This window comes from Caballeronia mineralivorans PML1(12) (assembly GCF_001028175.1).
Classification (GTDB): domain Bacteria; phylum Pseudomonadota; class Gammaproteobacteria; order Burkholderiales; family Burkholderiaceae; genus Caballeronia; species Caballeronia mineralivorans.
In genome coordinates, this window is sequence record NZ_AEJF01000211.1 from 1 (window position 1) to 7,086 (window position 7,086).

The 7,086-nt window shown below is 60.2% G+C and carries 5 protein-coding genes; all 5 read left to right on the forward strand.

Annotated features, from left to right (window positions below):
- Positions 1-397: 397 nt before the first annotated feature.
- A complete protein-coding gene (locus EOS_RS35230) occupies positions 398-1,636 on the forward strand; it encodes a pyridoxal phosphate-dependent aminotransferase (RefSeq protein ID WP_167348980.1) in 1,239 nt (412 codons plus the stop codon).
- Between the two features lie 26 nt (positions 1,637-1,662).
- A complete protein-coding gene (locus EOS_RS35235; protein WP_047896847.1) occupies positions 1,663-2,979 on the forward strand; it encodes a homoserine dehydrogenase in 1,317 nt (438 codons plus the stop codon).
- A gap of 9 nt (positions 2,980-2,988) precedes the next feature.
- Entirely contained in the window at positions 2,989-4,434 is a 1,446-nt protein-coding gene (gene thrC / locus EOS_RS35240; RefSeq protein ID WP_047896848.1) for a threonine synthase, read from the forward strand.
- A gap of 142 nt (positions 4,435-4,576) precedes the next feature.
- The gene (locus EOS_RS35245; protein WP_047896849.1) at positions 4,577-6,169 is read left to right on the forward strand and encodes an ABC-F family ATPase; all 1,593 of its coding nucleotides are present in this window, start codon (positions 4,577-4,579) and stop codon (positions 6,167-6,169) included.
- Between the two features lie 223 nt (positions 6,170-6,392).
- Positions 6,393-7,086: NAD(P)H-dependent flavin oxidoreductase (locus EOS_RS35250; protein WP_047896850.1), on the forward strand; the 694-nt coding region annotated here is incomplete at its 3' end.

The window sequence follows — 7,086 nt, forward strand, 5'->3', positions numbered from 1 at the left end:
CTCTTCATCCGAGAGGATGGGGGGCTACCCTACAGCCGCCAGCGGGTTGCGAGCCCCGGGCGGCATAGTGCATCGCGTGCCGCCACAAGCTGCTTGTCGACACGCAATCCGGGGCGTTTTGCCTTGGCCTGATGGCCATAAGCTCACACGATTCCGCCCAAACCCGCCTCTATCCGGCGCATTTTCGCTAGACTGCCTGTTCCGCGTCGCTACTTAGGGTTTCTGTGTGGTGTCCGGCCCGTTTCGACGTTTTTTCGCGCTCCGCGTCTGAAGCGCCCGGCGAAAACGGCGGCGCGGCCTGGTTCGTCCTGATTGGAACCTGACGCGACGCCTTTATTTGCCGGTTTTTCCTGATTCCAGAGCCTGATTTCCAAGTAACCCAGTGAGTTTTCCCGCCGTGAAACCGATTCTAAAATCCAATAAATTACAGAACGTCTGTTATGACATTCGCGGGCCTGTGCTCGAGCACGCGAAGCGGCTGGAGGACGAGGGCCACCGGATCATCAAGCTCAATATCGGCAATCTGGCGTCGTTCGGCTTCGACGCGCCGGACGAGATCATTCAGGACATGATCCGCAACCTGCCCACGTCGTCGGGTTATTCGGACTCGAAAGGCGTGTTCGCCGCACGCAAGGCGATCATGCATTACAGCCAGCAAAAGGGCGTGGCGGGCGTGGAACTGGACGACATCTACATTGGCAACGGTGCGTCCGAGCTGATCGTGATGGCCATGCAGGGGCTGCTCAATGACGGCGACGAAGTGCTGCTGCCCGCGCCGGATTATCCGCTGTGGACGGCTGCGGTGAGCTTGTCGTCCGGGACGCCGGTGCATTATCTCTGCGACGAATCAGCCGGCTGGATGCCCGACCTCGACGACCTGCGCTCGAAGATCACGCCCAATACGAAGGCGCTGGTCATCATCAACCCGAACAATCCGACCGGCGCGCTGTATTCGGACGAGCTGCTGCTGGAGATGATCGAACTGGCGCGCAAGCACGGCCTGATCATTTTCGCCGACGAGGTCTACGACAAGATCGTCTACGACGGCCGCAAGCACACGGCGGTCGGGGCGTTGTCGGAGGATGTGCTGACGGTCACGTTCAACAGTTTGTCGAAGAGTTACCGGGCCTGCGGGTATCGCGCCGGCTGGATGTTCATCTCCGGCCTGACGGGTGAGAACCGCCGCATTGCCAACGACTATATGGAAGGGCTCGGCATCCTGGCCTCCATGCGCCTGTGCGCGAACGTGCCGGGGCAGTACGCCATTCAGACGGCGCTCGGCGGTTATCAGAGCATCAACGACCTGATCGTGCCTGGCGGGAGGCTCTTCAAGCAGCGCGAACTCGCATACGACATGCTCACCGCCATTCCGGGCGTGAGTTGCGTCAAGCCGCAGGCGGCGTTGTACATGTTTCCCAAGCTCGACCCGAAGATGTATCCGATCGTCGATGACCAGCAGTTCATCACGGATCTCTTGCTCGAAGAACGCACGCTGCTCGTTCAGGGCACGGGCTTCAACTGGCCGACGCCCGATCATTTCCGCGTGGTGTTCCTGCCGAACGTGGACGATCTCGCCGACTCGATCAACCGTATCGCGCGTTTTCTCGATGGTTATCGAAAACGTCACGCTGTCTAAACCCCTCTTATAAGAATCACGCTGCAATGGAACCGATCAAAGTTGGCCTGCTGGGCTTCGGCACGGTCGGCAGCGGCACCTTCACGGTGCTGCGCCGCAATCAGGAAGAAATCAAACGGCGCGCCGGACGGGGCATCGAAATTACGCGCATCGCGGTGCGCTCGCCGTCGAAGGTGCAGGGCGCCGCGGGCATTGACGTCACGACCGACTTCAACGCGGTTGTCGACGATCCTTCCATCGACATCGTGGCGGAGATGATCGGCGGCACGGGTGTGGCGCGCGAACTGGTGCTGCGCGCTATTGCCAACGGCAAGCATGTGGTGACAGCAAACAAGGCGCTGCTCGCCGTGCACGGCAGCGAGATTTTCGAGGCGGCGAGCAAGAAGGGCGTGATGGTGGCGTTCGAAGCAGCGGTCGCGGGCGGCATTCCGATCATCAAGGCACTACGCGAAGGGCTGACGGCCAACCGGATCCAGTACATCGCGGGCATCATCAACGGCACGACGAACTACATCCTTTCCGAGATGCGCGACCGCGGGCTCGACTTTGCGACCGCGCTGAAGGCGGCGCAGGAACTGGGTTATGCCGAAGCCGATCCGACCTTCGACATCGAAGGCGTGGATGCTGCCCACAAGGTCACGATCATGAGCGCGATCGCGTTCGGCGTGCCCGTGCAGTTCGAACGGGCGTACGTGGAAGGGATTAGCAAGCTCGACGCAATCGATATCCGCTACGCGGAAGATCTCGGCTACCGGATCAAGCTGCTGGGCATCGCGCGGCGCACGGAGAAGGGCATCGAATTGCGCACGCATCCCACGCTGATCCCGGAAAAGCGCTTGCTGGCAAACGTGGAAGGCGCGATGAATGCGGTTGTCGTGCATGGCGACGCCGTGGGCACCACGCTTTATTACGGCAAAGGCGCGGGCGCAGAGCCGACTGCATCGGCCGTGGTCGCCGATCTCGTGGACGTGACGCGCCTGCACACGGCAGATCCGGAACATCGCGTGCCGCATCTGGCGTTCCAGCCGGACAGTCTCGCTAACACCCCGATCCTGCCGATCGAGGAAGTGACGAGCGGTTATTACCTGCGCCTGCGCGTGGCGGACGTGACCGGCGTGCTTGCCAACATCACGCGGATCCTCGCCGACGAGGCGATTTCCATCGACGCGTTGTTGCAGAAGGAATCCGAGCACGTCGACGGCGAGGACAAGGGCGAAACCGACATCATCCTGATCACGCACGAGACGGTGGAAAAGCAGGTCAACGCGGCGATCGCACAGATCGAGGCGCTCTCCACCGTTGTCTCGAAGGTAACGAAGCTGCGCATGGAAGCGTTGAACTAGGGCTTTGAAATGAACTACATCTCTACGCGCGGCGCCGGTATCGGCGAGCGCCATACTTTTTCCGACATCCTGCTCGGCGGTCTTGCCAAGGACGGCGGCCTGTATTTGCCCACGGAATATCCGCGTGTCACGGCGGACGAGCTGACCGCCTGGCGCACGCTTTCCTACGCGGATCTCGCCTACGAGATTCTGCGCAAATTCAGCGACGACATTCCTGCCGAAGACCTGCGCTCGCTCACGCACAGCACTTATACGGCCAGTGTCTACAGCAATGTTCGCGATCACGAGAGCGCGGTGCAGATCACGCCGCTGAAAACACTTGGCGAAGAGGGCGGCACGACTGTGTCGCTGCTGGAATTGTCGAACGGACCGACGCTCGCGTTCAAGGACATGGCGATGCAGTTGCTCGGCAATCTGTTCGAGTACACGCTGGCCAAGCAAGGGCAGACGCTGAACATTCTCGGTGCGACCTCGGGCGACACCGGCAGCGCGGCTGAATACGCGATGCGCGGCAAGCAGGGCGTGCGCGTTTTCATGCTGTCGCCGCATCAGAAAATGAGCGCGTTCCAGACGGCGCAAATGTTCTCGCTGCAGGACCCGAACATCTTCAACCTGGCGGTGGTCGGCAACTTCGACAACTGCCAGGACATCGTCAAAGCGGTGTCGAACGATCACGCGTTCAAAGCGGCCAACAAGATCGGCACGGTCAATTCGATCAATTGGGCGCGTGTGGTGGCGCAGGTCATTTATTACTTCAAGGGCTACTTCGCCGCGACGAAATCGAATGCCGAACGTGTGTCGTTCACAGTGCCGTCGGGCAATTTCGGTAATGTCTGCGCTGGCCATATCGCGCGGATGATGGGCTTGCCGATCGAGCAACTGGTCGTCGCCACAAATGAAAACGACGTGCTCGACGAGTTTTTCCGCACCGGGATTTATCGCGTGCGCACGGCCGCCGAAACTTATCACACGACTAGTCCGAGCATGGATATCTCGAAAGCATCGAATTTCGAGCGTTTCGTGTTCGACCTGCTCGGTCGCGATCCGGCGCGCGTGCTGCAACTGTTCCGCGACGTCGAGGAAAAAGGTGGATTCGACCTGGCGGCGAGCGGCGACTTTGCACGCGTCAGGGAGTTTGGATTTGTGTCGGGACGCAGCAGCCACGCGGACCGGGTGGATACCATTCGCGACGCATTCAAGCGCTACGGCACGATGATCGACACTCACACGGCCGACGGCCTGAAGGTGGCGCGCGAGCACCTGAAGCCGGGTGTTCCGATGATCGTTCTGGAAACCGCCCAGCCGATCAAATTCGGCGAAACCATCCGCGAAGCGCTTGAGCGCGAGCCGGAGCGGCCGGCGGCGTTTATCGGTATCGAAGAATTGCCACAGAAATTCGATATCGTCGCGGCGGATGCGAGCGTGGTGAAGGCGTATATCGCGGAGCGCATCTAGGCTCGGGACGGGGGGCATCGGGCGGTCCGGAGCGAGGTTCCGCCGCCCGCGCATTGCAGCTTTCCGCTGCAATGCCGCAATTCGTCCCAAAAACTGCTAAAATTATGGGTTTTTCGCCGTACACCATTCAAAAGGACGCGCTGTGCTGTCTACTGCCAACATCACCATGCAATTCGGGCCGAAGCCCCTCTTCGAGAACATTTCGGTCAAGTTCGGGGAAGGAAATCGCTACGGCCTGATCGGGGCGAACGGTTGCGGCAAATCCACGTTCATGAAGATCCTCGGTAGCGACCTGGAACCGAGCTCCGGCAACGTGATGCTCGAGCCGAACGTGCGCCTGGGCAAGTTGCGTCAGGATCAGTTCGCGTATGAAGATATGCGCGTGATCGACGTCGTGATGATGGGACACACGGAAATGTGGAACGCGATGTCCGAGCGCGACGCCATTTACGCGAATCCCGACGCCACCGACGACGACTACATGCACGCCGCCGAGCTCGAAGCGAAGTTCGCCGAATACGGCGGCTACACGGCGGAAGCGCGCGCCGGGGAATTGCTGCTGGGCATCGGCATTGCAATCGAGGACCATACCGGCCCGATGAGCAACGTCGCGCCGGGCTGGAAGTTGCGCGTGTTGCTCGCGCAGGCACTGTTTTCGAAGCCGGACGTGCTGTTGCTCGACGAACCGACCAACAACCTGGACATCACTTCCATCCGCTGGCTCGAGGACGTACTGAACCAGTACAACTCGACCATGGTGATCATTTCCCACGATCGACACTTCCTGAACCAGGTCTGCACGCACATGGCGGACATGGATTACGGCACGTTGAAGGTGTATCCGGGCAACTACGACGACTACATGCTGGCTTCCGCCCAGGCGCGCGAGCGTCAGGCGAACGCGAACCAGAAGGCGAAAGACCGTGTGGCCGATCTGCAGGACTTCGTGCGCCGGTTTTCGGCGAACAAGTCGAAGGCGCGTCAGGCGACGAGCCGTGCGAAACAGATCGAAAAGATCAAGATCGAGGAGTTCAAGCCCTCGTCGCGGCAGAATCCGTTTATTCGCTTCGAGTTCGAGAAAAAACTGCACAACATCGCGGTGGTGGCGACCAACATCACCAAGAAATACGACCGCACGATCTTCAATCATTTCAGCCTTAGCGTTCAGCCGGGTGAACGGATTGCGATCATCGGCGAAAACGGTGCGGGCAAGACCACGTTGCTGCGTGCGTTGAAGGGTGCGATTGAACTGGACGGCGGCACGGTCAAGTGGGCGGAAAACGCGCTGGTCGGCTACATGCCGCAGGACACGTACGAAGAGTTTCCGAAGGACGAGACGCTGACCGATTGGGTCGACCAGTATCGTCAGGACGGCGACGACGACCAGATGGTCCGTGGCACGCTCGGCCGTTTGCTGTTCAATGCCGACGACATCAAGAAATCGGTCAAGGTGCTGTCGGGCGGTGAGAAAGGCCGGATGATCTGGGGTAAGCTGATGCTCGGGCGCCCGAACGTGCTGCTGATGGACGAGCCGACGAACCACATGGACATGGAATCGATTGAGTCCTTGCAGATTGCGTTGGAGAAGTACGAAGGGACGCTCATCTTCGTGTCGCACGACCGTGAATTCGTGAACGGGCTGGCGAACCGGATTATCGAAGTGAAGAACGATGGCACGCTGCGCGACTTCGGTGGTACGTACGAGGAATTGCTGGCGAGCCAGGGCGTTCAGTAACATCACAGGTAACGCTGCGCGCAACACAGCAGTCAGCCAATAGAAACAAGCAGCAACAAGTAGCAAGACAGACGGCCCGCTTCGCAAGAAGCGGGCCGTCTGCGTTTCGAGGCAGGTTCGGAAAACTGAAACACAGCACAGTCGAACTTGCTTGATAAAACGCAACGCGTACTTGTCCAACCTCCTGCAAGCTCAAAACTTTGACTCTGGAGATGACCCTTCGATGACGCCTCTTTCCCCCCTGATCATTCGCGGCCGCACCTTGCTCCCTATCGTGCAGGGAGGCATGGGCGTGGGTGTTTCAGCGCATCGCCTGGCCGGCGCGGTGGCGAGGGAGGGCGCGATGGGTACGATTTCGAGTATCGACTTACGGCATCACCATCCGGATCTGCTTGAGATGTGCAAACACAATCCGGTTCAGGCAACGCTGGAAGCCGCCAACCAGACGGCTTTGCAGCGCGAGATCGTTGCGGCCAAGGCGATCAGCGAAGGCCGCGGCATGGTAGCGGTGAATGTCATGCGCGCGGTTGCTTCGTACGCGGCATCGGTGCAGACCGCGTGCGAGAGCGGTGCCGACGCCATCGTCATGGGGGCCGGGCTGCCGCTCGATTTGCCGGACCTGACGCAAGGCGTGGATATCGCGCTGATTCCGATCCTGTCGGATAGCCGCGGTATTGCGCTGGTGCTGAAGAAGTGGATGAAAAAGAACCGCTTGCCCGATGCCATCGTGATCGAACATCCGGGGCATGCGGGCGGCCATCTCGGCGTGGCGAGCGTGGCGGACATCCCGAGCGAGCGTTTCGACTTCGCTCGCGTGATTGAGGAAACGATGCTCACCTTCGATACCCTCGGCATTGGCCGTACGCAGATTCCGCTGATCGTGGCGGGTGGTATCGACGGTCACGCGGCGGTGCGTC